The 26001-nt window shown below is 33.5% G+C and carries 21 protein-coding genes; 3 read left to right on the top strand and 18 right to left on the bottom strand.

The annotated features are described in order from the left end of the window. Nucleotides 1-8: 8 nt before the first annotated feature. The 10 genes from Q0912_RS13155 to cyoE form a co-directional block, all read right to left on the bottom strand. Nucleotides 9-1238 (bottom strand): ABC transporter permease, encoded by a 1230-nt coding sequence (locus Q0912_RS13155; RefSeq protein ID WP_299115820.1) that lies wholly within the window; start codon nucleotides 1236-1238, stop codon nucleotides 9-11. Then, nucleotides 1231-1932: an ABC transporter ATP-binding protein gene (locus Q0912_RS13150; protein WP_299115818.1), complete on the bottom strand. Its 702-nt coding sequence runs from the start codon at nucleotides 1930-1932 to the stop codon at nucleotides 1231-1233. The genes Q0912_RS13155 and Q0912_RS13150 overlap by 8 nt, the downstream gene beginning before the upstream one ends. Before the next feature lie 115 nt (nucleotides 1933-2047). Then, nucleotides 2048-2290 carry a hypothetical protein gene (locus Q0912_RS13145; protein ID WP_299115815.1) on the bottom strand — a complete coding sequence of 81 codons (243 nt, stop codon included), beginning with the start codon at nucleotides 2288-2290 and terminating at the stop codon, nucleotides 2048-2050. Nucleotide 2291: 1 nt separating this feature from the next. Continuing rightward, nucleotides 2292-2816, bottom strand: coding sequence for a DUF420 domain-containing protein (locus Q0912_RS13140; RefSeq protein ID WP_299115813.1), 525 nt, complete (start codon nucleotides 2814-2816; stop codon nucleotides 2292-2294). A gap of 2 nt (nucleotides 2817-2818) precedes the next feature. Further along, nucleotides 2819-3568 (bottom strand): SCO family protein, encoded by a 750-nt coding sequence (locus Q0912_RS13135; RefSeq protein WP_299115811.1) that lies wholly within the window; start codon nucleotides 3566-3568, stop codon nucleotides 2819-2821. Further along, nucleotides 3561-4256 (bottom strand): hypothetical protein, encoded by a 696-nt coding sequence (locus tag Q0912_RS13130; RefSeq protein WP_299115808.1) that lies wholly within the window; start codon nucleotides 4254-4256, stop codon nucleotides 3561-3563. Before Q0912_RS13130 ends, Q0912_RS13135 begins: the two co-directional genes overlap by 8 nt. A gap of 98 nt (nucleotides 4257-4354) precedes the next feature. Continuing rightward, nucleotides 4355-4801, bottom strand: coding sequence for a cytochrome C oxidase subunit IV family protein (locus Q0912_RS13125; RefSeq protein WP_299115806.1), 447 nt, complete (start codon nucleotides 4799-4801; stop codon nucleotides 4355-4357). A 20-nt stretch (nucleotides 4802-4821) separates the two neighbouring features. After that, nucleotides 4822-5823 carry a cytochrome c oxidase subunit 3 gene (locus Q0912_RS13120; protein WP_299115804.1) on the bottom strand — a complete coding sequence of 334 codons (1002 nt, stop codon included), beginning with the start codon at nucleotides 5821-5823 and terminating at the stop codon, nucleotides 4822-4824. A 36-nt stretch (nucleotides 5824-5859) separates the two neighbouring features. Then, nucleotides 5860-6459 (bottom strand): cytochrome c oxidase subunit 3, encoded by a 600-nt coding sequence (locus Q0912_RS13115; RefSeq protein WP_299115802.1) that lies wholly within the window; start codon nucleotides 6457-6459, stop codon nucleotides 5860-5862. Next, entirely contained in the window at nucleotides 6460-7353 is an 894-nt protein-coding gene (cyoE, locus tag Q0912_RS13110; protein ID WP_299115800.1) for a heme o synthase, read from the bottom strand. It lies immediately after the preceding gene. 148 nt (nucleotides 7354-7501) lie between these two features. Between cyoE and Q0912_RS13105 the strand changes: the two genes are divergently transcribed. Together Q0912_RS13105 and Q0912_RS13100 are read left to right on the top strand one after the other, a co-directional pair. After that, nucleotides 7502-8095, top strand: a complete 594-nt coding sequence (locus tag Q0912_RS13105) for an MBL fold metallo-hydrolase (protein WP_299115798.1) — start codon at nucleotides 7502-7504, stop codon at nucleotides 8093-8095. Between the two features lie 32 nt (nucleotides 8096-8127). Continuing rightward, entirely contained in the window at nucleotides 8128-8391 is a 264-nt protein-coding gene (locus tag Q0912_RS13100) for a hypothetical protein (protein WP_299115796.1), read from the top strand. Here the strand turns inward: Q0912_RS13100 and Q0912_RS13095 are convergent. The 8 genes from Q0912_RS13095 to Q0912_RS13060 form a co-directional block, all read right to left on the bottom strand. Then, nucleotides 8388-10496, bottom strand: coding sequence for a gliding motility protein RemB (locus tag Q0912_RS13095; RefSeq protein ID WP_299115794.1), 2109 nt, complete (start codon nucleotides 10494-10496; stop codon nucleotides 8388-8390). The genes Q0912_RS13100 and Q0912_RS13095 overlap by 4 nt on opposite strands. Before the next feature lie 110 nt (nucleotides 10497-10606). Continuing rightward, nucleotides 10607-11407, bottom strand: a complete 801-nt coding sequence (locus tag Q0912_RS13090; RefSeq protein WP_299115792.1) for an energy transducer TonB — start codon at nucleotides 11405-11407, stop codon at nucleotides 10607-10609. Nucleotides 11408-11525: 118 nt separating this feature from the next. Then, nucleotides 11526-12254 carry an energy transducer TonB gene (locus Q0912_RS13085; protein WP_299115790.1) on the bottom strand — a complete coding sequence of 243 codons (729 nt, stop codon included), beginning with the start codon at nucleotides 12252-12254 and terminating at the stop codon, nucleotides 11526-11528. A 65-nt stretch (nucleotides 12255-12319) separates the two neighbouring features. Beyond that, nucleotides 12320-12682 (bottom strand): VanZ family protein, encoded by a 363-nt coding sequence (locus tag Q0912_RS13080; RefSeq protein WP_299115788.1) that lies wholly within the window; start codon nucleotides 12680-12682, stop codon nucleotides 12320-12322. Continuing rightward, complete coding sequence (gene gcvH / locus Q0912_RS13075; protein WP_299115786.1) at nucleotides 12675-13055, bottom strand: glycine cleavage system protein GcvH; 381 nt, start codon at nucleotides 13053-13055, stop codon at nucleotides 12675-12677. Before gcvH ends, Q0912_RS13080 begins: the two co-directional genes overlap by 8 nt. Before the next feature lie 74 nt (nucleotides 13056-13129). Beyond that, nucleotides 13130-20404 carry a cell surface protein SprA gene (gene sprA, locus Q0912_RS13070; RefSeq protein WP_299115784.1) on the bottom strand — a complete coding sequence of 2425 codons (7275 nt, stop codon included), beginning with the start codon at nucleotides 20402-20404 and terminating at the stop codon, nucleotides 13130-13132. Between the two features lie 80 nt (nucleotides 20405-20484). Next, nucleotides 20485-21066, bottom strand: coding sequence for a Holliday junction branch migration protein RuvA (ruvA, locus tag Q0912_RS13065; RefSeq protein WP_299115782.1), 582 nt, complete (start codon nucleotides 21064-21066; stop codon nucleotides 20485-20487). 157 nt (nucleotides 21067-21223) lie between these two features. Further along, nucleotides 21224-23518, bottom strand: coding sequence for an NADP-dependent malic enzyme (locus tag Q0912_RS13060; protein WP_299115780.1), 2295 nt, complete (start codon nucleotides 23516-23518; stop codon nucleotides 21224-21226). A gap of 108 nt (nucleotides 23519-23626) precedes the next feature. Here Q0912_RS13060 and Q0912_RS13055 point away from each other — a divergent pair, with 108 nt between their 5' ends. Further along, entirely contained in the window at nucleotides 23627-25999 is a 2373-nt protein-coding gene (locus Q0912_RS13055; RefSeq protein ID WP_299115777.1) for a DUF5686 family protein, read from the top strand. The last annotated feature ends 2 nt before the right edge of the window (nucleotides 26000-26001 follow it).

The raw sequence follows: 26001 nt of genomic DNA, 5'->3' as shown, positions 1-26001 counted from the left end.
CAAAGGTTTTATTCGTCTCTCAGTGCAACAATTGGTTTTATTCTTGAAGCTTTACGTGCAGGTATATAACCTGCCAGTAAACCTGCAAATATCAAAGTAATAGTAGCCAGAATTATAATTGGAGTATCTACATAAGGGTTTAGAATAAAAAAATCTTCTAAATTATTTCCGATAAGTTTGAGAGAAATAATTCCCATTAACAGGCCTACATAACCAGCTATGAATGTAATTAGCATAGCCTCTTGAAGTATCATTCCAACAATAGAGCGTGGTGTAGCACCTAATGCTTTCCTTATTCCTAATTCTTTAGTACGCTCTTTTACTGTAAAGGTCATTATATTTCCAATGCCTATAACACCAGAAATCAGTGTACCTATTCCCACAAAAAAGATAACAATATTTATACCTCCCAAAACCACTAAAGTATCTTTAATGCCTTCAGCAAAACTGCTTACTCTCACAGCACTTTGGTCGTCTGGAGCTACTTTAAACTTCTTTTTAAAATCTTCTTCTATCTTATCAGAAAACGCAATGGCTTGCTCAGTAGACATTGACATATTATACGAGAGATTTATTTGATCCAAGTGGTCATTATTACCAAATAATAATTGTGCAGTAGTATAGGGCAAATAAATGACGCGTTCTTCATTATCACCTCCACTATCTTGAAAAACTCCAACTACCTTATAGGCTATACCATCAATATTTAAATATTTTTCTAAGGCATCTTCTTTTTTAAACAAATCATTTTCAACCAATCTCCCTATAACAATATTTTTTGACCGTTTTTCTATATCAGAATCATTGAGATATCTCCCTTTCATTATTATTGTTTTTTCCAAATACTGATGATCAGGATTTACAGATCTTATGGTATAACTGCCAGATTCTTTTTTATATTTAGCATTGACTCCGAGGTACACTCTAGGTGTTAAGTATTCCACCTTACCAATATTATTATCTTTTATAAAGCTCATATCTTCATTTTTGAGCTGAAGTTGTCTGCCTTCCTGAAATCCTTTGTTTGCTTTAGAAGTTCTACCAACACGAACAAAAATGATATTCTGTGCATCATCGACAAAACTGGTCAAGAAACTGTTGTGTAAACCGTTACCCATGCCTAGCAACACAGTAAAAATTAAGATGCCAAGTGCTACTGTAAAACCAGAGAGAATGGTTCTTAGCTTATTTTTTGAAATAGCTTCAAAAATTTCAATCCAACGGTCTTTATTAAACATAGCTGCTTGCTCTAACTTGATCTATAACTTTGTCTTCTACAATAATGCCATCTTTTAAATGAACGATTCGTTTACACATATGTGCAATATCTTTTTCATGGGTCACTACTAGTATGGTTTTTCCTTCATCATTGATACCCTGAATAAGATCCATAACTTCATAAGATGTTTTGCTGTCTAAAGCTCCTGTTGGCTCATCAGCCATTAACACTTTTGGCTCTGCAGCTAAAGCACGTGCAATAGCTACACGCTGTTTTTGTCCTCCAGAAAGTTCACTAGGTAAATGCGTTGCCCATTCTTTTAAGCCTACTTTTTCTAGATATTGCATTGCTTTTTCTAAGCGCTCTTTTCGCTTCTTCTTTTGATAATAAAGTGGTAACGACACATTTTCTAATGCAGACTTATAATTAATAAGGTTGAAAGATTGAAAAATAAATCCTAAAAATTTATTTCTATATTGAGCTGCTTTTGTCTCATTTAGGTTTACAATAGGAACCCCATCTAGTGTATATTCACCTTCATCAAGTTCATCTAACATTCCCAAAATATTAAGCAATGTGGACTTACCAGAACCCGAAGAACCCATTATAGCAACTAACTCTCCTTCTTCAACATTAAAATTTATGCCTTTTAAAACATGAAGCGAATTGCTTCCCATTTTGTAAGACTTATGTAAATCTTTAATTTGTATCATAGATTGGACGGTTAAGAGTACAATTTTAAGAAAATCTATAGGCTTTTATGCCAACAAATTGTTAAGACTTCCTAAGTAAACTTGATATAATTAAGACTACTGAAATTAAAAAATGTTACAATACTTTGTCTATATTTTTAGACTTTTGAGAATTACTATAAGTTCTGTAAACAATATAGCCGATTACTGCTACTAAAATATAAGGTATAGCCATTAAAAACATAATACCATCATTAATACCTTCTGCAGCTAATTGATCTTCACCACTTTCTAAAACTGCTCTACACATAGCACATTGCGCTTTCACTTTTAATGAAAAGTAAAGTGTAAAAAGTAAAAAGAGCGTTTTCTTTTTCATGTTAATTATAATATGGTGAAATCATAATATAAACCACAACTCCGGTTACAGCAACATAGAGCCATAGTGGAAATGTAATCTTTGCAATTTTTTTATGACGTTCAAAATTGTTAGAAATCGCTCTTACATAGGTAATCAACACAAACGGAATTACAGCGATAGATAACACAATATGACTTATTAATATAAATAAGTATAAGCCTCTATAATCTCCTTCGTATGAAGTAGAATTACTAGTCATATGATATAGTACATACATGACTAGGAATAAACCAGATAGAATTATAGCAAACTTCATTAAGCGTTCGTGCAGTTTTCTATTACCCCTTTTTATCATAAACACTGCAACAATTAAGACTAAAGCCGTAATTGCATTTATTGTTGCATAAATTGGTGGTAAAAACACTGGTAATTCCATATCTATTTTTACCTTAAATAATAGTGCTACAACTAAAGGAATTATAATAGAGAGCACTACAACCCACGTATTATATTTTTTTTCTTTTTCTATTTCTCCTGAACTCATAATTATTCTTTCAATAGTTTAGCAATATCTTCTTTAAGGATAGTAATTTCTTGCGGAATACCATCTTCATTTTGTCCATCAGCTTCTGCTATTAATCCGTTATAAAATATTATTGGGTTACCAAAGTTATCCTTACGAGAGCGGATATAACCTTCTTTATCTATTAAAGCAAAATTACCAGAATGTTCAAAACCACCTTCTACAGTTTCATTTCTAGAAGTGTAGAGATTAAAGCCCTCGTTTGCCAATGTATAAATATCTGCTTCTTTGCCTGTCATTAAGTGCCAGTTAGGATTTGTAATCCCATAACTTGCAGCGTAACTTTTTAATACTTCTGGTGTGTCTATATCTGGATTAATAGTAAACGAGGCTACACCAAAATTTTCAAAATTTTTAAAATTGTTTTGTACCTCAATCAAATTACGATTCATAATAGGGCAAATCGTAGGGCATGTGGTAAAGAAAAATTCAACCACATAAACCTTTCCTAAATAATCGGCATTGGTTATGGTTTTACCATCTTGATTAGTAAAACTAAAAACTGGAACTTTTTTAGGCTTGTCGTTAATTTTAATATAGACCAAATCGCTTTTATCACCTTCAATTGATGTGGATACTTCTTTGCTTCGGCTTTCGTCTCTTATAATATCGTCTGCATTTATTCTGTCGATAATTTTTGGAATAAAAATAATTCCAAACACCAATAGAATAAATGCAATACCTACATAAGAATAGTTTGTTTTTTTACTCATTTTTTAATTCTTTTTCGCGTCGTTTATTAGAGTCGAACTCACCTTTACGCTTTTGTCGGTATTCTGTAAATAGAATACGCATATCATCACTCATTTTGTTCTTTATTTCTGCAACTTCAATACAGTTATAAGCATACAATTGACGTACTGGTTTGTTCTGCTCCTTTTCATTATCTTCTCTATCATCTAGTCTCCCTCGCTGATTTTTATCTTTGTCTATTATAAACACATTATCCGTTGATAAATCTACATCTAAGCTTCGTTGAGTCTTTAAGCTGTTGTAGATTGCTTTGATATCTTCTTCTGTATGAAACACATAATGCCAAAACCTTAAGTCTTCATATCTGGCAACTTCTTTTTTTAGTTCAGAGTAGTGGTCTTCGGATCCTTTAGGTGCTACAACGATAATCTGAAATTTCTTAAATCCCTTAAATTTATCATAGACCAACTCTTTAAGATTCAATGCTGCAGTACTGTTGTCCATTGGATTGTTTCCAAAAAAAGCTAATACTGTAATATGGTCTTGCAATTTTATGCCTTCAGAAATTGAAATCTCCTTAACATTATTATTTACAACTTCTAGTGGATCATAATTATGTGTAGATGGATAGAGCATCAACAAAAACGCTACTGGTAAGAAAAACAAGATACTTAAAACGGCGTAACGTTTGGTGTTATTAACTTTCATCTTTTATATATAAGACAGTAAGAATTTTGAATTGCAAAAATAAAAAAGGCGGTTTAGAAAAACCACCTTTTGATATCTTTTAACGTAATCATTTGTAATTAAAAATCACGTTTTATTATTGCATCGTCAGCATTATAGACTTCGAATACATAACCACCTTCTTGTAAAAGGATAAAAATCAGATAACAGATTAGAAAAACTGCTGTCCAAACAACCATGCGTCTTAATGCTTTAGTTTCATCTCGCATATGCATAAAATCCCAGGTGATATAATATGCTTTTACAATAGTTAATATAATGAATATTAAATTTAAAGGCTTCATATATATAAACGCTGAAAAAATGATATTCATTAGTGTTGCAAAGAAACCACCTTCAAAAGGAGTCATCCAAGGTGTCATTAAACCTTCTGGTTTATATATACCAAGTATAACCTCAACTGCAGTAACTAGAGTTAAAAAAGCTAAAACCCCCCAAATCTTTTGTGTGTTAGACTTAAATTTCCAAAGTCCTCTAAATATTTCTAATTTATGTTCGTGTGCCATAACTGAATCTTAAATTGCTATTATACTAGGTAGAAGAATGTGAATACAAATACCCAAACTAAATCGACAAAGTGCCAATACAATCCGACTTTTTCCACCATTTCGTAGCTTCCTCGTCTTTCGTAAGTACCAAGGATAACATTAAAGAATATAATAATGTTAATTACTACACCAGAAAATACGTGGAATCCGTGGAATCCTGTGATAAAGAAAAAGAAATCTGCAAATAAAGCTGTACCATATTCATTAACATGAAGGTTAGCTCCTTTAACTACGAGCTTTCCATTTTCTTTTATTTGCTTTAAGGATTCTTCTCTAGATAATATAGTTTTTTCACCATTTTCGTTAATGATTTGTGTCCTTACCAGTATATTTTCATTAGCAGCTAAACCATCATAAATCTCACCTACTGTATAAGGTGGCAATGATGCTTCGGTAACAAACCAAAGTCCACTGCTACGATCGTGCTCAGCACGTTCAGTAGTATGATGTATTGCAAATTCATCTATTGAAATACGCTTAAACTTTTCTTTACCATCAACTGTTACATTTTCACCAAATTGTAGAATATTTCCACCTTTTGTTTGCACAGCTCCATAATCTCCTTGTATAAAAGTAGCCCATTCCCATGCTTGTGAACCAACAAATATAGCACCACCAATAATAGTTAAAAACATATATAAGGTGACTTTGGCTTTATTCATATGGTGACCTGCATCTACAGCTAATACCATAGTTACAGAAGACATAATAAGAATAAATGTCATAAACGCTACATAGATCATTGGTAATTCCTGACCATGCAAAAATGGTACGTGTGTAAACACTTCATCTGCAATTGGCCATTCTTTTATAAACTTAAATCTAGAAAAACCATAGGCGGCTAAGAAACCAGAAAATGTTAATGCATCTGATACAATGAAAAACCACATCATCATCTTTCCGTAACTTGCTTTGAGCGGTTGGTTTCCGCCTCCCCAAGTTTTCTCATCTGTACCAGCATTTGCTACTGTAGAATCCATAGAAATTATTTAAATTTTAAGATTGGACAAAAATAATCAAATTATATCTCTAAAAAAATATAAAAACAAAAAGAGCACAAGCCAAAGTAGGTCTACGAAATGCCAGAAATTTGCAGCAAGTTCTAAACCCAACATATTGTTGGCATTATACTTCTGTTTAAAATGATTATAAATTACAACAATTACACATATCAACCCAGCAATGACGTGACCTATATGTACTGCAGCCAATAAAAATATATAGGTCATTGTAATATTACTTGATTCGCCAGTAAAATAGTGACCTGCTGCCATCATCTGACCAAAACCTACAAATTGGTTATAAATAAATACTATACCAAGTACAAATGTTACCAGTAACAACACAGTGGTCATTGGTCTGTTATTTTGTTTTAAGGCACGTTTTGCTAAAATAAAGGTTAAACTGCTTAATAAAATAATACCAACACTTATTAAAAATGCATCTGGTAATTCGTAATTATTTAACCAATCTTTATCTTTTCTCTGTTTTGCACTTACGATAAAAGCACTTATCCATGCCGCAAAAGACATAATTAAAGAACCGATTCCAAACCAGAGCATCATCTTTTTAGATCTCGCTTTTTTCTCTTCTGGTGTACCTTGTGTTAAATCCATTTATCTCAAAAATTTATCTGCAACATATATAATCTGCAACATGGTAATATAAAATACGCTAGACAGCATTAGTTGTTTTGCGGCTTTAGCAGTACGTTTTTGAAATAATCTAAACGCATATACCAACATCACCATACCTAATAAAAACACTAATACTGCACCAACAATAGATAATTTTAAATCTCCTGTAAAACCAAAAACTGGTATTATAGAAGCAATAACTGTCCATACACTATACATTATAATTTGCACAGCAGTTCCTTTATCTGGCTTTCCTGTTGGTAGCATAAAAAAGCCCCCTTTTTTATAATCTTCGTACAAAAACCAACCTATGGCCCAAAAATGAGGAAATTGCCAAAAAAATTGAATCGCAAATAATGTTCCGGGTTCAATACCAAAATCATTACGTGCAGCTACCCAACCCAACATAAAAGGAATAGCACCAGGCAATGCTCCTACAAAAACAGCTAATGATGTTTTTGTCTTTAACGGTGTATATACACTTGTATACAAGAAAATGGATATAGCACCATACATTGCGGTTTTGGGGTTAATAATATACAAGGTAATCAATCCCAAAACTGTAAAAGATGTAGCGATTATAAATGCTGTATTTACAGACATACGACCAGCAGGAATAGGTCTATTTTTGGTTCTATCCATAAGCGCATCTAAATCGCGCTCTATGATTTGGTTGTATGCATTAGATGCCCCTACCATAAAATAACCACCAAATGCTAACAACAATAATGTTGTGAAATTTATAGACTCAACACCAAGTAAATAACCAGCAATTGCCGAAAACACGACACTTATGGATAATCCCATTTTTGTGATTTCCTTAAAATCTGTAAGCGCTGAAGTTGTTGAAACCGAAGATTTTGTGCTGCTCAAGCTATGTATTTTTGTTCTGTTCTTAGCGAGTGCAAAGATAGTTTGAAATTTACTTATAGCCAACGTAAGCCCATAGTTTTAATTCTGGCTCATACTTTACTGTAAGTTTGCGTATTTTTATGAGACTTAAAGCACTTAAAATAATAGTATGACTATTTCTCAATTTCTTTCCATTTTTATTCTATTTATTTCAACATCATTATATGCTCAAGGTCGTTTTGATAAGGTAGAAATTACAACTACCAAACTTTCTGACCATACATATATGTTACAAGGTGCAGGTGGTAATATTGGTGTTTCTGTTGGTGAAGACGGTGTTTTTGTAATTGACGATCAATTTGCCCCGTTGTCTGAAAAAATTTTGAGCGCAATTAAAGCCTTGAGTGATAAACCTCTTAGATTTTTGGTTAATACCCATTATCATGGAGATCATACAGGTGGTAATGAAAATATGGCAAAAGCTGGTGCAACTATTATCGCTCATCATAATGTAAAAAAACGCTTAGAAAGCAAACAACATAATGGTAGTATTAAACCAAAAGAAGCCTTACCCGTAATTACCTTTAATGACCAACTAAGTATTACTATAAATGATGAAAGTGTAGCCATTTTTCATGTTTCAAACGCACATACAGATGGAGATGTCATACTCTATTTTACTGAAAGCAATGTATTACATACTGGCGATACTTATTTTAATGGACGTTATCCATATATTGATTTAAATTCTGGGGAAGTGTAGACGGTTACATTGAAGCTGTAAAACGCGGCTTAATGCTTATTGATGAAGACACTAAAATTATCCCTGGACATGGTAAAGTTTCTAATAAAGAAGAATACAAAAACTTCTTGACTATGCTTGAAACTCTTAGAGATAATATACAAAAAGCAATCGACAATAATAAAACTGAAGACGACGTAAAAGTTGACTCTAATATCACTAAGACTTATGATGATTTAGGTTATGGATCAGGTTTTATTAATAGTGAACGTATCCGTTTAACTTTTTATAAGAGCTTAAAAAAAGAAAAGCCCTAAAAATCATTATACCAATTAAACAAGTCTGTTCTTACTCCAACACTAAACCAAAGCGTATTAGAATCCATAGTGGATTGCGTAATTGCATCTGGGCTAAAATCTCTGAAAACTATGTTAGTAAACAACTTTAAATTTGTTTCAGGATTTAACAAATAACCTGCTTGTAATTCTGTCATAAAACTGTTGGTTTTATTTCCCTGACCTATTTTAACACCATTATCAAATGGTCTATCTTCCTCATTTCTGAATATATCACCACCATAGGAAGAATCATCCTGACCATCATTAAAATCGAAACCTCTTTTACCAATAATAAATTTTGCATCGGCAAACCAACGTTTGTAATTATAACGACCAATTAAAACCAATTCTTTAAAGTTAGCTCCCCAAAGATGTGCCATTGGTTGATTAGCATGTGCATAGTTGAGTACTATAGAGTTATGAGAATAAGTATAAGGTCTGACTTGATTATATTCTGCTTGAAGCATTAAATTATTTACCTTAAAAGCATTAAAATATTTTACTCCTAGTTGATAACCATACTTGTTTTTCCAGCTTTTCTCTCCTCCCTTTATATCACCAAGCGAAAACTCATCTAAAATAAACTGACCATAAAGATTCACTTTATTATTCCATTTGTATTTAGCTGAGGCCCCTAAAATAGCATTTCCTGCATCTTGCCCAGACTCAAACTCTATGGCTCTAAAAAATATGACTGGATTTAAATAATTAATATCAAAACCTCGTCCATTAACATCGACCCACATTACAGATTCAAATAAACCAATATTGAGGCGTTTAGACACATTCCAACTTAAGTAATGATTTGCCATATACTTGGTTAAAAATGCACCATCTTCTTCTACTTCTGGTCTAATATCGCGAAGCCACATCCATGTATTAGTATATTTAATCTTCCAAAAATTAGTATTAAGCTTAAGATATGTGTAAGGATTAGTTACATCACTTTGCAATAATGATCTGTAACCATCACCTATAAAATTTTTACCATGTCCTAACTGAATATTTAAATGCTTACTTGGTGTGTAAGAAAGATAACCTTCTGCCACAGGATAATCGTAACTATTACTTTTGAAACGTTTTGCGATTCCTCGACCAGGAATCACGGCAATTTCGGTATCTGAGTTTGGCTTACCTAAGCTCTCAGCATAACGATTAAAGTAATCTGCAAAACGCCCTTGGCTTTCAAACACTGAAGCTGAAAAACTTAGCTTTTTACCCAATCCACCCTGTATAAAAATACCTCTGGTATTATTCCAAGTACTGTTATCTGCCCCCGAGTCTGAGCCAACTTGTAAGTCAAAGACAGGATCTACTGTAAACCAATAATCTTTACCCTGAACCTCAACTAAGTGCTCATTGTATAATTTTCTGCCCAACCAGGAGCCTGTTTCTTTTGCTAAGCTTTCTTTTTCGGCTTTAATGTCGTAGTAACGCTCTACATCACTATATACAAATGGTTTAGCTGCTGTATGACTATTAGTGCCTATGGCATTCATTTCGTCATCAAAACGCGCATAGTACGAATGTGTAAATGGTATGTTTAACTGACTACTATATTCTAATTTTTCGTAAGGCTTTAGTTCTGCATTCACTTTATCAAACTCATCAGATAATGTAGCATTAAGACCTTCCTTTTTTGATAATAGAATTTTATTCGTTTCATAATCTTCTTTAACAGGCTCGGTTAAAGGAATTGCAATGCTAATACTATATTGCACAAAGGCTGGTCTACTATTGTATGTCGCTGGTTTAACTTTAGGAAGTTTCTCAAAGACACGTTTTGCTTCGGCTTTTAATTCATCATAAATCGCATCGATATAAACGACTTTAAACACTCCTTCTTTATCAACTTCAAATAATACCTGTAGGTCTCCTTTATAATTTTCATCAATTACTACTTGAGGTATCTTAAAGTTTTTATAGATAAAGCTGTTTAGCGAATAATTAAAACATGACTTTAGTTGATTAATAGCCAGTGAATCACATTCACTAAAAACTGGGGGCTTTTCGTATGTTGAAATTGTTTGAGCACTACTTAAAAAGGAAATCAATAAAAGCGATACAAGCCAGATATGCTTCATAAAAAAGACTTTGTTTTTAAGGTAGAAAGATACTTATTTTTTCAGTACGTCTAAAACAAAAAAACCATTACCCAAATGATAACGGTTTTGAATTCTAAAATTACATGTTTCTAATCATTTACCTGAAAAGTGATAGGAAGCGTATAAATGACACCTACAGGAGTATTTCTTTGATAACCTGGCTTCATATGTGGTATTTTATTAATCACACGTTCTGCTTCTTTTTGTAGTGCAGGATGTGGTGCTCGAATCTTAATATCGATAACGTTACCATTTTTATCAATAGTAAACTGCGTATCTATTCTTCGTTTACCAGTAATACCATATTGTTCTGCAATACCAAGGTTAAACTTTCTATTAACGAGCTTGCTGATTTTTTTAGACATGCATTTTTTGCGCTCATCATTGGTGTTATATTTTTCGCAACCTGGATAAACTGGTACTTTTTCAATACTTGTAAATGGAACAAATACTGGACCTTTTACAACATCATTATCAACATCTGGAATATCACCAATATCAGCAGCATCCGAAGACGAATCTGAAGAATCTGGTGTAAAAACCTCTATTTCTAAATCACTAGTGTTATCTGGTACTTCTTGATAATCATCAATTAACTTATCATTACGATCTACTTTTTCTTTAGGTTCATTTTTTTGTTCAACTTTGACTTGGAATTCGGGAGCGACATCAATGGTAGCAATCTCATCAATGGTTAAACTATCTGGAATAATCTTTTTTTCTTGAAACTGCATTTCAAAAAGTGCATAAGTACCCAATAAACAAAGTATCAGCCCTATTTGAAAATATAGGGTTGAGTTTTTTTGTAAATTTGCATCATGCTTTTGTGGTTTCTTTACTTCAGTAGTGCTCTGACCAGCTCCACTGAGGGTTTTTTTAGAATTTTTCATAATACGTATTATTTAAAATGTTAATATTATGATAAAGTCACAATAAGCATACCAAAAACGAAAATCCCGTCCAATTAATTTTGAACGGGATTTTTATATATAATAAGGTTTAAACTTTCTAGTCTTGTACTTGAAATACAATTGGTAATGAGTATGGTACAATAACCGCTTTACCTCTTTGTCTGCCTGGTTTCATTTTAGGTAACAAATTAATAACACGCTTAGCCTCTTTCTCTAATGCAGGGTGTGGACCACGAGCACCAACCTGTACTACATTTCCATTCTTGTCTATTTTAAAAGACACAAAAATCTTCTTTTTCCCAGGCTGTAGGCCTAATTCTCCTGCAAGATCTTTGTTAAATTTTCTATTAACCAGTTTCTGTACTTTATCAGACATACATTTTTTCTTAGCAGGATTTCCTTTCTTATTTTCGCAACCAGGAAAAACAGGAACATTTTCAATTACTGAAAAAGGTACCTCAAGAACTTCTTCAACTTCTGCTACCTCAACTTCCGCTACCTCCACAATCTCAGTTTCCATTTCGGTTTCTGTAGTTTCAATTAAGGTTTCTTCTACTTCAACATCATCTTCAACCACTTCAATAATTTCTGGCGGAGCAGGTGGTGGTGGTGGTGGTGGTGGTGGTGTAATAAGTTGTTGTGTAATTGGTATTTCTTCTTCTAACTCATCATCTAAATTAAGGGTATCTGCAACAACGTCTTTCTTATCATACGTTTTAAAATTAATTGCCATGTATGAAATACCTAACATTAAGGCAAGACCAACTGCAAAGAAGAGCGAGCTATTACGGCTTACATCTGATTTTGGATTCTTTTTATGTTCCATAGTATTTATCTTTATAGAATGTTGCTAATTTAACTAAATAATAACTAAAAATACAACACTTGATATTATTTTAACGTAATTATGTGTAATCTAATTGCAATTAATGTGCCAAGTAATACTCCTATGCAATTAGCCATTAAATCATAATTATCGTAAGTTCTGTTTGGATTAAGTATATGTTGAATCAATTCTAAGATAATACCAAATAAAATTACGCACGTAAATACAATAACTCTAATATACTTCTTAGATGATGGCTTAAAATACGTCATCCATAAAAATGCAAGTACAAGATAGGCAATACAATGGTAAATTTTATCGTCAAAAGATGACCCTAAGCTTGGTACACTATTAAGATTTACCAAACTCACAATAATCAGCACAATAGTATAACCTATTGAGGCTGTTAAAAGCAGTTTTTTAACCACTAATAAGTGCTTTGTAATCCTCTGCGGATAACAAACCATCTATCTGTGAAGTTTCAGATATTTTTAGTTTTATCATCCATCCATCACCATAAGGATCAGTATTTACTTTTTCTGGCTCGTCTTCTAAATTTTCATTAAACTCAATAATTTCCCCAGATAACGGCAAAAACAAATCAGAAACAGTCTTAACGGCCTCAACAGTACCAAAAACATCTTCAATGTCTAGTGTTTCATCTAAAGTATCTACTTCTACATAGACAATATCCCCCAATTCTCCCTGAGCAAAATCTGTAATACCTATTGTGGCAACATCGCCATCAATTTTTATCCATTCGTGGTCTTTAGTGTACTTTAATTCTGATGGTATATTCATTTTTGATATTATAAAATATTAATAAAAACAAATGTAATTTTTTAATCGCTTCTTTTCAAAATTAACGCCAAAAATTAATTTCCGAAATTATAACGCAATGTGAATCCAGATCTTATAGATGTTTGTGGGAAAGAGGTAGAAATTGCAAAATCAGAAAATGTATAGTCAAAGTAGAAAATAGCTGTGAGATTTTTACTAAATGCATAATCTGCTGTATACTTTACTCCCCAAATTGTCTGACCTGCAGTTACTTGATTATTTTCTAAATCTAAATATCTTATTATAGTTTTGTTATCCCTTACAGAGACATCAGCACGCATATTTAAGTCACTTTTAATAATTTGTTTTGGACCAGCCAGAGCAGAACGAATTCTTAAATCCTTAATGCGATAGCCTAAACCTAAGGTATATTCTTTACCTTGTATCTCTGTCATTAAATTATTATCGAAACTTAGAGATAATAATCTATCTGTACTCACCTCAGCTAGTACTTTAATCGAATTTTTCATTTCAAACTCCAGGCGAATTAAAGGGCTGAATTGTTCTTCTAAATTAATGTTACTAAAAAGCGTTTTTGCTTTAATATTACCTGCCTGATCAAGTGCATCTGCATTCTGTGGGTCATCGTAATCTAAAGTAGTATCGTATTCCTCAAAATCTAGGTTAGTTCTAAACTGATTGATGGTATATCTCGATCTATATCCATGTTGAATAGAAAAACGTCTGAATGTTTTTTTAAACCAAGGAATTTTCATTAGTCCAGTATACTTCAGTGTCCAGTTAGGGATTGGAACGTCTCTAAAAGCTCTGGTAGTTATTTTTTCTGGATCTGATCCTTGATAAGCTGCTAAAAATGCTGGTAATAATACACGCTGACTGTTTTTTCCAAAACCTTCCGGGAAACCTTCTGCATCAGTACCGAAAGCCGTATTACCATAAAACGCTCTTGCCAAGCGGTTTGCTATAATTAGTCTATTGGCTCTAAAATCATCGAAAGCTGCAGATTGATTTTCATCACTCTTACTAAATGCTGTTTTTATTAATGCTGTAGATATATTGAAGCTACCAAATGAGTTTGTAATTAAATCTTCGTATTCATCACTAAGTCCATCTCCGTCATTATCTAAACCTCTAAAATTTTGTGTAATATTTTCTGTGTATGTTCTGTTACCAATTAAGTCTATTTTAAGATCTCGCATCGGTTCTACATTAATCGAATAATCCAATGTTTTATTGGTGACTTCAGTATATTGTTGATTAAATTCTGGGAATGTAGTTAACCACCCTTCTCTAGCTACAATATCTCTAATATCCCTTTGACTTCCAAAAGTGTAGCCTACAGTTGGTCGTAACGTCCCTATAAAGCCTGGTGTTGGCAAATAACCAGGTAAAAACGTACCATTGTTTTCCGTATAACCAAATTGAATACGTTTTACCATGGTTATAATATCTACCATAGTATTGTAAGCCTTTTTGCCTGTGCTTAGCTTGTTTGGGTCTTTAGCTTGTCCTTCACCATCTTTATTATCTAATGAAGCATCTGGTGTTGCTCTACGAGATCTAGGTTGTGCATTTCTAGTTCTCCCCCTTTGCCTACCTTTTTTTACTAAACCTACAGACTTATAGAAGGTTTCCATATTAAGAGTTGAGTTAATATTATGAGTATTAGAATTCTGAATAGAATGCCCTAAATTAAACGTATTGAAAGTTCCTGGATTGTCTGGATCTTCTAATTGTAATCCTTCATTAAGATCTGAACCTTTTTGCCATTGAAATGTACCATTGTATGCGTACGTTGTTCTTAAGAAACTTAACGCTGGTATTTTATAAAGCGGCAACTCATAATTAACCTGAAGTTGTTGTGTCTGTAAGTTTGGGTCACCAAAATCAAAGAAACCATCCCATACATCTAACTCAGGATCTTGTCTGCCATTAATGCGATCATCTATGAAATAGTTCCTTACAATATTAGTATTGGCCGCTGTAAAGTTTAAGCTTAATGCGTCTGTTAGGTTATAGTTAATGGCATACTGAAAGTCGAAGGTGTAATTTCTTCTGAATAACTCTTCAATGCCAATATTATCTCCGCCTAATTCTACTTCCCTAAACTTTTGCTTACTAAACTGTCTATTAATATCTGTATTTACAGAAAAACTTGATGGCAATAAATTAAGATTGAAATCTTTAAGAATTTTCCAGTATTTTCCTGTAAATAACGAATCGTTCTTTTTAAAAGGCTCTATTCGTAAAGGTTCAAAAGTATAATTATAATTAACACCTGCTCTTACGTTCTGATCTAAAGCTCTTTCAATTTCAAAATCGCGATGTTCTACTTTATTATATGAATAGTTGAAAGTTAAATTTTCTATATCGTAGAATCTTGGTTTCTTATCACCTGTTCTTTGCTTACGTACTCCTATAAAGTTTATACTTTTTCTTTTGGTATAATCTTCTGATTGTCGTCGAATGCGATCTTCATCTGCACTATTGTCTGCAGCATCTAAACGCGATTCTAACGTAAGGTCATTATAAAACTGATCGAACTTTGGTGTTATCAATTCTTCACTCTGAGCATAATTAAACGGAATCTGAACTCCCCATTTTTCAGGTAATAATTTCCCTAGCTGAATATTAGTAACAACATCATATTGTTTAACATCTTCTAAGCTTCGCTCATTAGGGCCTTGGTCTATGCTACCAAAACCTATAGTACTGCGTCTTCCTGTAACACTAATATCCATAAAATCTGCAATATTAGAATCCATACTTACTACAGCAGCCCAACCGCCTTCATTTTCTAAATCGGACATACGAAGTTCATTAAACCAAACTTCACCACAAACGTTTAACATTGAATCATCTGGATTGGCATTTTTCACACCGACCATTAACACTCTAATATCTCCAAAATTAGGATTACCCTTTATGGCTATTCGCTGTTGTTTTATACCATTGGTTGTAACGTCATCAAACGGAACATTTCCATCAACTAATGGTGTCTCATTTAATTCACCATCAATAACATTATAATAGGTTGGATCAACATTAGCTAAGGTTCCATCATCAATTCCTAAAGCTTTAATTTTCTGCAAAAACGATAGCGGCATATTAATTTCATTTACCGAGGGCCATACTTGCTCTGCAAGAGAACCACCTTCAACCAAATCTGTTGGCAATAAAGGAATCTCAATCTGATAATAGTTTTGTGTAAAATCATTACCCATTCTAATAAAGCCTACTATTTCGCCTTCTTGTAAAGTAGACCCTTCTTGAGCTTCAGCATGTAAAAACATACGCAGTTTTTTATATTGGCGCATGTCTACATTAATATTCTTAAATACGCCTCGAGAATCTGTTGGTTCTAAATCACAAGCCTGAAGCACAAGGGATTGCTCATTTTGCCTTATAATATTATTGTTATTATTTAGTTCTTCTCGTCTTACTCCTGGCGGAATAACATAATCTCCATCATTTTCTTGTACACCAACTATAGCTACATTAAATTCTGCATCTGCACTGTTATTACTTGTGTCGTTATCTAAATCTAGTGTATAGCGTCTCCAATCACTACGAACTAAATCTAAGGTCGCAAAACGCAGTACTGTATTTTCGGTAAAATCCTCTAAATATAAACGTGCAAAACGTACCGACCTAATATCTGTAATTCCACCTATTCTATTTGTTTCTTCATTTATAGGCAACCTAAACTGATACCATCTTACCTCTCTTTGGGTTCCGTTTGGTAATGTTACAGTTCTTGTCTTTACATCATTAATCTGAGGGTTATTGATATTAAGGTTGGTAGGATTCATCTCAACCTCATACTCAAAATAACTATCAATGGTATTCATAGTATTATCTCGGTTGATATCTTCAACATCTGGTTGAGTTGTTGATCCTCTATTGGTATCTGTAAATACATCTGGTGTATTACCTTCTTGCCCGTTATATAATTTATAACGTTCAAAAATATCCCCATCTGTATTTAAATAATACGTGTAATTATCTTTTGCTGGATCTTCACCAAAATTATTAACCCCATAGATATCCTGTAGCATCTGGCTTTCTTCGATATCATCATAACCATCAAGTCCAACATCTTGGTTAGCGCGCTCATTTCCAGTAGTGGCAAAGGTGTATATTAGGGATTGGTTTTGAGGAACTACATACGGCTGATTAGGCTGTAATGGAGTGTCTGCTTTTAAAAACTCTATATTACCGTCATCTGGTAATCCGTTTTCGTATTGTTTTTTACCATCTTTAAGTACATCTTCAGAAATATTACCTAGATTAACAAATAATTTACCGCCAGTACTTGAAGGGTTATCTAAAAATGGGTCTTGTACCCAAAACTCAATATATTCTACATTAGCTTGCTCAAAATCGGTTGATGTGATTTGTCTTGTAATACCTGCCCAACTTTGTGTTGGATCTAATGGAGTATTAGCTGCAGCTGGATCAAAATTATAAGGTCCACGTTCTGTTGGATAATATGCTAAATCTAGAGTATTTATAACTGAGGTTTGTCCTTGTACAATATCTACTTCAGGGAAAATTTCTTCAATAAAGACACGCCTGGTATATAAATCTGAGACATCGTCATCTGTTATACCGCCTGGTCTTTGACTACTGTAAAAAATCGGATCTATAGTATACCAGTTTAAAAATGCTCTGTCGTAACCATTCTCAATACCATTATTATTGCTAGGGTCACTTTCACTAACACCATTAACTGTAAGGGGCCTACTGGATAAAAACCAAGACAATGGACTTAACAAATCGATAGACCCTTGGGTCCCTTCAAAATCATCAATATATGCTGTAGCTTCACCATTAAAGTCCGTACCATTAGGTGCACCTGGTAGCAAATATGCAAATTCACCTCTTAGTGAAACATTAGATGGTACGTCAGTATCTACATTTGGTAATTTATTTACTAACCGGGTTAAGAATGGTACTTCGGTAGAATAATTTCCATTGACGCCAAAAATGGTATTATTAATTGGTTCTGAGTTAAAATTGGCTTTTTGTGTAATTGGTCGCTCATTAAGGTTTAATAAGGTTGCACCAAGCACAAAATTTTCGTTGAACTGATGTTCTATATTAATTCCTGTGAATCGTCTTGTTTGCTGTCCAAAAACAGCATTATTCTCTACAGAAACATTAATTGGTGTATTAGACGCTTTTAAGGCTTCGTCTAAAATCTCGACACGTCCTAATTGATAATTTACTGTGTAATCAATGCCTTCTACAAGTAATCGCCCACCAGCAGTCACTCTAACCGAGCCTCTAGGTACATTAAAGGCACCTATTGGGATACCTCCATCACCTCCACTACTTTTAAAACGCCCTTTAATCTCAAACTTATTTTTCTCTGCTTCGTCTAAGGCTTGTGTTTTTGTAGATTTATAGAGTAAATCGTAAACATATTTCTCTTGGTTTGCGTTGGGATATGTATCTAGCTCATAATCGGCATCATTATTATTAGGGTTGCCATCATCATCTAAAACATCAAATAAGTAACGCCCAAAAGGTTCTACTTTAGTAAACACAATTTTACCATTTTGTGGTATAACAGTTACAATTGGGTTTGCCACATAATCAAAAAAGCCATCACCACGTTCTTGAGGGTCATTGTTAACATTGAGTCGGTCTAAATGAAAGAGTCGTATTAATGGTGTTTCTCTAATTTCGGAATCATCTGCTGTAAATGGTGTATTGTTATTGAATATCGGAAATGTAGTACCTTCAACAGGTGTAATGTAGTTTAAAGGCGAGGCTTCAGTATAAAAAATATTTAACCTGAAATCTTCCTGGCTTAATTGAAAAGCACCCGTGTCGTAGATATTTTTCATCATTAAATCCCAAATTGGCTGGTCTACTGCGGTAACAGCACTCTTTAGCATCTTTAAGACTAAACTTTGATTGTTTACCACTTGGTTACCATTGTTGCCATCAGTGACTTCTGTAGCATCTACACCATCATTGGCAAACTCACCAACCTGAAACACTTCTCCTCCTCTGGTATACTGAAAAGCAACAGCTAAAACCTCATCATTTAGCAAACGTTGATTTAAGGAAATATATCCTAATTCTGTATGTAGAACATAATCACGACCTTCAATAAGTTTTCTGGCTGCCTCTAATTTTCCGTAATCAAAGCCTTCATTTACGTTAACGAGTACGCCAGATTCTACATTAGTAATATCTCTAACAGCTTCCGTTAGTAGTGAGCCTGCACCTCCAATATTAGTTGGATCAAAATCATTATTTCCATTATCTGGTAATGCCCCTGGATTATTTACAAAATTTGCTGGTAATGGATTTAAACCTATGTTCCCTGCTTCTGATTCTCCTAAATCCTGAAATGCAACAACATTTCTAACATTATCGGTTTGATTATTTCTATTGGTTACCCATACTTCTACTCTTGTTATTTGTAGTCCTTGATTATCAATAAAAGGGTATTGTAGTAAAGCATCGTCGTAAGTATCTCTAAAATAATGTGATAAGAAATAATGCCTGTTTTCGTCGTAATCTCTTGCAAAAAACTCAAACTCTTCTAAAGTTCCGCCACCTTGTGCAACCACAGATCTTGATTGCGACTGTTGTTCTGAAAACACTGCAGTAACTCTAGTCTTACCAAATTGCAATTCTGTTTTAACACCAAAAAGACTTTGTGCTCCTGTTATAAGTGAGCTATTTAAAGGCATGTTTACATTACCTACTTCAATTTTTCTAACAATATCATCTTCTGTTGGTGTGTATTCTAATTTTATGAGTTGTTGAAAATCGAAAGTAGCCTCGGTGTCATAATTTGCTGTTACCTGGAGTCTGGTACCAACTTTTCCTAGTAAACTTATCCCAATTCTCTGATCAAAATCGAACGTAAAGTTAGTTCGGTTTCTGGGTGAAAAAGATGGATTATCTTGTTTAGAAAATAATATCCCAAGATCTACTTCTGCATAACCGCTAGGAATTACATTTATAGTATTACCACCAAATATAGTCTCAAACAAACCAGAATTAACATAGAACTCTGGCAGTAGGTTTTTCTGATCTTCTTCAGAACCTTCCTTTTGGCCAGCAGCAGCATCTGCCATGCGCTTGTAATATTCCTTCAACTTTTCTTCTAATACCAATTTTTGAAATTCTGCTGGAGTTAAGATTAAAGGGTAATTAATATTGAAATTCCCTATCTTTTCCGTGTAGACATAGCGGTCTAAAATAGGATCGTATGTATATTTTGAAACAATACTGTTTGGGTTTGGCATGTTTAGCTTCCCAAAGGCAAAAGTTGTCTTTGTAGAATCTTGTTCAGTCTCTGTTTCTTGTGCAAAAACTGACATATTCATTAGAGTTATAAGCACTAATGAAAGGCAAAGATTAATTAAGTTTAAACGGTTATAGTTAGTTTTGTTCAATTCTATTATAAATTTTTTAGAGCTTCTTTTATAATTTGCTCTACTTGCGCATCTGGCTGAGTTTTTAAAATTCTATCAACAATTTTTTCAGATTGTTTTTTATTAAATCCTAAAACGTCTAAAGCAGATAACGCTTCATCTTTATTCGTATTGTTTGGTATTGAAGAAAGTTCGTCTATACCATAGACTTTTAACACTTTATCCTTTAAATCTATAATAACACGTTGTGCAGTTTTCGCTCCGATTCCCTTAACGCTTTGTATTAGAGCCACGTTTTCGCTTGCAATACCTTCTTTTATCTGTTCTGGGGTTAAGGACGACAACATAGTACGTGCAGTATTGGCACCAATACCACTAACTGAAATCAATAGCTTAAAAATTTCACGCTCAGTTTTAGAGGAAAACCCATAAAGACTATGAGAATCTTCTCTAACCTGCAAATAGGTATACAACCTTAGGTGTTCTCTATCCGGGATTTGAGAAAATGTATGAAGTGATATATTAATAAAGTACCCTACACCATTGCAATCTATTACAATATCTGTAGGATTTTTTTCAACAAGTTTGCCCTCTAAGTGCGTAATCATAAAATCTAGCTGTCTACTTAGATTAACACTAATTGAAACTTATCATATGCATAAAATGGCTTATTGTGCTTTAGCCATAATTGCCCGATAAATCTATGCCATAGGTTAACGTCCCAAATGTAATAAAATTATTTACATTACAAGGGTAAGTTACAGACTAAGAAAGCAACTCTTTTTGCTGTCTTTTTTCGCGCTCTTGTGCATCGATTACTGCAATTGCCGTCATATTTACAATTTCGTCTACACTTGCACCTAATTGCAAAATATGCACTGGCTTTGCCATTCCCATCATAATAGGCCCTATAGACTCTGTCTTATTAAGTTCCTTTAGCAACTTATACGTTATGTTTGCAGCATCTAAATTTGGAAAAACAAGAGTATTGACTTTATGACCTGCTAATTTTGAAAATGGAAAAATATCTTGAAGCATTTTAGAGTTTAATGCAAAATCGGTTTGCAATTCCCCATCAACAACCATTTCTGGATATGCTTTGTGTAGAAACGCAACGGCTTCTTTTACTTTTTCGGCTCTTGGATTTTCTGATGACCCAAAATTAGAATACGATATCATAGCAGTCACGGGTTCCATACCAAACATCTTCGTTACACGAGATGTCATACGAGCAATTCTGGCTAAGTCTTTGGCTGAAGGATTAATATTAATAGAGGTATCACTCAAAAACATAGGTCCGCGTTGCGTCATCATTACATTTGTAGTCGCTACTCGAGATACACCTTTAGCCATGCCAATTAATTCTAGCATTGGTTTTACAACTGATGGGTAACTTCGAGAATAGCCTGTAACCAGAGCATCTGCATCGCCAACATTTACCATCATAGCTGCATAAAAATTACGCTCGCGCATTTTCTTTTCTGCAGAATAAATCGTTACTCCTTGTCGTTTACGCTTTTCCCAATAGGCTTTGGCATATTTATTTTTTCGCTCTAATTCTTCATCAGATTTAGGATCTATAATTGGGACATCTGCATCAAATTCTAACTCCTCCATTAAGTCTATAATGGTGTCTCTTCTCCCTAATAATATAGGCTCAGCTACACCTTCCTCGTAAACTATCTGTGCGGCTTTGAGCACATCTAACTGATCTGCTTCAGCAAATACCACACGCTTTGGATTTGTACGTGCCCTACCCAATAATTGACGCACTAGTTTATTGTCAGAACCTAGTCTTTCGAGCAGTGAATTTTTATAACGATCCCAATCTTCAATTGGTTCTTTTGCTACACCACTTTCTATGGCTGCTTTTGCCACAGCAGGCGGCACCTCTGCAATCAACCTTGGATCAAATGGTTTTGGGATAATGTAGTCTCTACCAAAAGTTAAACGTGTTTCATTATATGCCAGATTAACTTGTTCTGGCACAGGTTCTTTTGCTAATCTCGACAATGCTTTAACAGCAGCCATCTTCATAGCTTCGTTGATTTTTGTTGCTCTTACATCTAGAGCACCTCTAAAAATAAAAGGAAAACCTAATACATTATTTACTTGATTAGGATGATCACTGCGACCTGTTGCCATTATAATATCGTCGCGCGTATCTATGGCCAACTTATAGCTTATCTCTGGGTTTGGATTAGCCATAGCAAAAACGATAGGGTCTTTTGCCATAGACTTAAGCATCTCTGGTGTTACAATATCTGCCATAGAAAGACCTATGAAAACATCTGCGCCTTTCATAGCATCATCTAAAGTATCTATATTTCTATTTGTAGCAAATTCGTCTTTCTGAGATGTTAAATTATCTCTGTCTTTTCTTATTACTCCTTTGCTATCTAGCATTACAATATTTTCTGCTTTGGCTCCACAACTCTTATATAAACGTGTACAGGATATGGCGGCTGCACCAGCTCCGCTAACTACAATCTTAACGTCTTTAATATCTTTTTCAGCAATTTCAAGTGCGTTCAATAAAGCTGCAGCTGAGATAATTGCAGTACCATGCTGATCATCGTGCATTACAGGAATATCTAATTCTTCCTTTAATCGACGTTCAATTTCAAAGGCTTCAGGTGCCTTAATATCTTCGAGATTAATACCACCAAAAGTTGGAGCTATGTTTTTTACGGTTTCAATAAAAGTATCTATATCTTCTGTATCTACTTCAATATCAAAAACATCTATATCTGCAAAGATTTTAAAGAGTAATCCTTTACCTTCCATAACTGGTTTTGATGCTTCTGGCCCAATATTTCCTAGCCCTAAAACCGCTGTTCCATTAGATATAACAGCGACCAGATTACCTTTAGCTGTATACTTGTAAACATTATTAACCTCTTTTTCAATTTCTAAACAGGGTTCTGCAACACCTGGAGAATATGCTAAAGATAAATCGCGTTGAGATGCGTATTTTTTAGTAGGAACAACCTTTATCTTACCTGGTGTTGGTTTGGCGTGATAAACTAATGCCTCAATACGCTTACTTTGTTTACTCATAATCTAAATGGATTAAGGCGCAAAGATACATAATGATAATTGGTCTGAAAATCCAATAGTTTTAAAAAATCTCCGTTAATTAGCAATACACTAGCCATCACTTATTAAATGAAAAAATTATTTGTTCTAACATTACTCATTCTAAGTTTTAAAACTATAGCGCAAAATCCTGAAAAATTTATTCTTATAGACGATACCAATGAGCAAGTCGTACCATTTGCTAATATTCTTTTTAATACAACAGATTATAAAGGTACTTCATCAGATATTGACGGTGTTTTTTACGTTACATCTGATGTAAAAACGATTACAATTAGCTATGTTGGCTATGAAACTAAAATATTAACGTTAAGTGAAATCACTTCAAAAACTATTAGACTAAAGCCTAAAGTCAGTGAATTAGAAGAAGTTGTGCTTGACGGTGAAAACCCTGCTCATCGTATTATTAAAAACACCATCGCTAACAAAACCTTAAATAATCCTGAGCACTTAAATTCATTTACCTATGAATCTTATGATAAAATTATAATAACTCTAGGCAAACAAAAAAATGAAAAGGAAAGAGATACGATTAGAGAGAAAATAGATAGCATAATGAAAGGCTCCTATTTTTTTATCACAGAAACTATAGCAAAACACAAATATTTAAAGCCTAATTTTTCCGAAGACAGTATTATTGCGACACGATCTTCGGGTTTTAAGAACCCTAAATTTGCAATGCTAGCTAATAATTTTCAACCCTTTTCTTTTTATAGTGAGCATATTACCCTTTTTGAAACCAATTATTTAAATCCAATTTCTAAAGGTAGTACACGTAAATATAAATTTAGATTAAAGGAGGAATATCTTCAGGGTAATGATACTATTTTTGTAATTTCTTTTGAGCCTAAAGCTAATCGCAATTTTGAAGGGCTAAAAGGTCTACTAAGCATTAATTCTAATAAATATGCTGTACAAAGTGTGGATGCTACAACATTCAATTCTGGCAAATTAGAAGTCACAATTCAGCAAAAATATAAGCATGTTAATAACACTTATTGGTTTCCTGAACAATTGAATTTTGAAATTAATGTTGGTGAAGGTCTTGGTAGTGTGACATACATTGGTAAAAGTTATCTTTCTAAAATTACTCCCAATGTTTCGTTAACAAAAAAGGAATTTCCATTTGTATCTGTAACCTTAGCTGAAAATGCTGGATTAAAAGATAAGTCATTTTGGGATTTCAACCGAAGGGACTCACTTAATTACAGGGAGAAACGCACCTATATTTTTATAGATAGTATAGGAGAAAAAATAAAACTTGATAAGGTTTTTGACATCGTCCCTAGCTTACTTAAAGGTAGATACCCATTAAAGTACATAGATATAGACCTTACTAAAATTGCGCGGTTCAACAAATATGAAGGGACTCGACTTGGCTTAGGCCTTTACACTAATGATGATATATTTAAACACGTATCTATTGGCGGATATGCTGGCTATGGCTTTAAAGACCATACCTGGAAATACGGAGGAGAACTTTTAGTAGATGTTCCTGGTAAAAAAGAAATCTCAGTGAGTTTAAAATATATAAATGACCTCAGAGAAACAGGTGCGTCAATAGATAACAGGTTTAATTATTTTCTTTCGCAACGAAATTGGATTGCCAGACAAATGGATGGTATTGAATCTTATAGTATAACAACTAACATGAAACTCTACAGAAACCTTAACTGGTCATTAGGTTTTAGTACTACAGATATTACGCCACTTTATGATTATACATTTTTAAATAATGGAAATCCTGTTACAAACTATACAAATTCCGAGTTTAGTATCGGCATAGGTTACCATGTTAAAGAGCAATTAGTTAATAACTTTGGCGTAACCAATAGATTGCCAAATGATGCACCAGTCTTAAATTTACTGTATTCTAAAGGTTTAAAGGGTGCCTTAGATGGTGATCTAGATTATAATAAGTTTAGGTTTACCTTAGATCATAGTTTTATTACAAAAGGCTTAGGAAAAACGACTTATAGGTTAGATTTAGGTTATATAGATAGTTCGCTTCCGTTAGGTTTATTATTTACTGGAGAAGGATCCTTTGATAGGCAAATTCCGTTTGTTGTTCGTAATTATTTTCAAACAGTATCCCCTTATGAATTTCTTTCAGACAAATATGCGCATTTATTTACCGTTCATAATTTTGGTAGACTGTTAAATAATAAAGGATACTTTCAACCCGATGTTTTATTACATAATAATTTGGGACTTGGAAGTTTATCTGACACAGAGAATCATCAAACGGTAGCTTTTTCAACAAAAGAAGAATTGTTTATAGAAACTGGACTTGAATTGCAAAACCTTATAAAATTACCTTTTATGAATATTGGTTATTTGGGTTTAGGTGTTGGTGGTTTTTACCGTTACGGTTATCATAATTTAGAGTCATCTGGTGATAACTTTGCTTTTAAGTTTTCAATGGGTTTTAGTTTTAAATAACT

It is taken from the genome of uncultured Winogradskyella sp., from assembly GCF_947498345.1.
Taxonomy (GTDB): domain Bacteria; phylum Bacteroidota; class Bacteroidia; order Flavobacteriales; family Flavobacteriaceae; genus Winogradskyella.
This window is presented reverse-complemented; position numbering and strand designations above follow the sequence as displayed.